Origin of the sequence: Pantoea sp. Fr-CA_6, from assembly GCF_024520895.1 — a bacterium.
Lineage (GTDB): Bacteria > Pseudomonadota > Gammaproteobacteria > Enterobacterales > Enterobacteriaceae > Pantoea > Pantoea agglomerans.
Genome location: NZ_JALNPO010000030.1, coordinates 1 through 2,042 on the forward strand (window position 1 = coordinate 1; position 2,042 = coordinate 2,042).

Annotated in this window: 2 protein-coding genes; both read left to right on the forward strand. The window is 50.5% G+C overall.

The genetic code is table 11. From position 1 onward, the window contains the following. Positions 1 to 1,236 (forward strand): VENN motif pre-toxin domain-containing protein (locus tag NR201_RS22440; protein WP_256850186.1); only part of this gene is annotated, 1,236 nt, incomplete at its 5' end. Further along, positions 1,226 to 1,846 (forward strand): hypothetical protein, encoded by a 621-nt coding sequence (locus NR201_RS22445; RefSeq protein ID WP_031377911.1) that lies wholly within the window; start codon positions 1,226 to 1,228, stop codon positions 1,844 to 1,846. The genes NR201_RS22440 and NR201_RS22445, both read left to right, overlap by 11 nt. Positions 1,847 to 2,042 lie beyond the last annotated feature (196 nt).

Here is a 2,042-nt window from a genome sequence, read left to right on the forward strand (position 1 = left end):
GCGGCCGACATCACCGGACAGGTCTATCAGACGCTGTACAACCGGGAGATGCTGGCCGGCGGAATGGGAACCGGCGGTTCGGTGCAGCAGGGTATCAGCGCGGCGACGGCGGCGATACAGGGGCTGGCGGGGGGCGATTTGAAAGCCGCTCTGGCTGGCGGTTCGGCCCCTTACCTTGCAGAACTGATTAAGCAGAAAGCGCCGGATGAGGCCAGTCGTATAATGGCACATGCTGCGGTGGCCGGAGTTATAGCTGCCGCACAGGGTAATTCAGCGGCAGCAGGTGCGGCGGGCGCGGCTACCACCGCCGCGATGGGTGAAGCCATCAAAAATGTTCTGTACGGTGACGTGCCGGTCAGTCAGCTTAGCGAACAGCAGAAGCAGACGCTGGTTGCGCTGGGAACGGTTGCGGCGGGTCTTGCAGGTGGTCTGGCTGGAGAGACTACGGCGGACACGGTAGCCGGAGCGCAGGCGGGCCAGAACGAAATCAGCAATAACATGGTCAGCATGGGCATGTTGCAGATGATGCAGGCTAAATCGTTGCTGGATGCGGCGGCAGTGGCCGAAGCGGGCCAGGGCGGCGCAAATGAACAGGCGGCACTGGCGCTGACCAAAAAGGTAAAAGCAGGGCTGGACGCGACCTGCCTGGCGAATACCAGCTGTGTGATAATGGCTGTGGTTACGGCACAGCAGCACACGAACGGAGCAGGCAGCAAAACCGAAACCGTACCGGTCAATGATGATTTGACGGGTGGTAAGCTGGTCAATCCGGCTCAGGATGAAAAGAAAGGAACGTCGCTGGTTACGCCGGATCAGTCTGGTGAGCAGGGATCCAGCAATACCGGAAATACGGATGGTATGCCGGATACGGGAGGCAATACCACGGTTACACCGATTTCTGAACAGAATAAAGATGATCTGGCTTATCTGGCTGAAGGGGACAAGCCTGCAAATCTTTCTCCTGAAGGGGCTGGTCGCTCAGGTGCTTTTAATGAGGCGAAGAGACAGTCTGGTATACCAGTGAGTCAGAGCCCCAATAAGGTATCCCCTAATATAGACAAGCGTGGTAATCCTCAACCAGGTTATATATATGAATTTATAGTTCAAAAACCGGGAGGAGGTACGCAAAAAGTTTATATAAGAGATGATGCTGGAGGCCATTTCTTTGGAGTCGATGATCCTCAAAATCGAGGCTCACATTTTAACGATCCTGCAGGTAACCACTATGACTACTGATGTTGTTATTAGATATGCTGAAGATATAAATGAAAAAAATGAGATTACAGATTTTAACTTATTTTCAATAAGCGGCAAGGGTATCTCTGCAGTGAGCTGGGAATTACCCAATGCGCCACTAAAGAAATTTGGTGAGGGTTTATTGAAAAAAATGGTAGAGAGTTATTCTGCAGGTGTTAGCGATGAAGACATATACACATTTGTCGTTTTATCAGCGGAGCAACCTGATAGCGCAATTGTTAACCACAGAAAAACCTGGGGTTTACTTAATGTTAGAGGTGTTAAAGTTAATGGGGTTGAGGAAAAAAAAGATGTGATAGTTAAGGGAAGTGAAGGGTTGATTCTTTCCGGCTTAGGTTCTGTTAAATCAAATAGCTTGGGAGTAATTGAAAGCTTAATTAATAGCGGCGAGAAGGTGTTTTTTTCAACCATCCAATCAACTAATGTAAATATGACTGCTTCCATACCGAGGCAGATAACAGAATGGATGAGTAATATCTGGATAAATAATGGTGTTGTTTTTTTTGCATTGGGGCGTTATGACGAACCTGATTGTGAAATTGTTGCTTTAGGCCAAAAAAGAAACCTGCAAAAACTTAAGTACACCTGACGTTAAGGCGGTGGACATCGCCAGGACACAGGGGCAGATTGCGGCGACGAAAACAGCCACTGATAAGCTGAAAATGATAACGCCAGAGCAGAAGAAGGATGCAGAGGTGTAGTGGCAGCACGCTGGGCGCGGGCGGTAACCTGGCCATCACCGCCACCGGCGCACAGCCGGGCAGCGCGGGCGACATCCTCGTGCA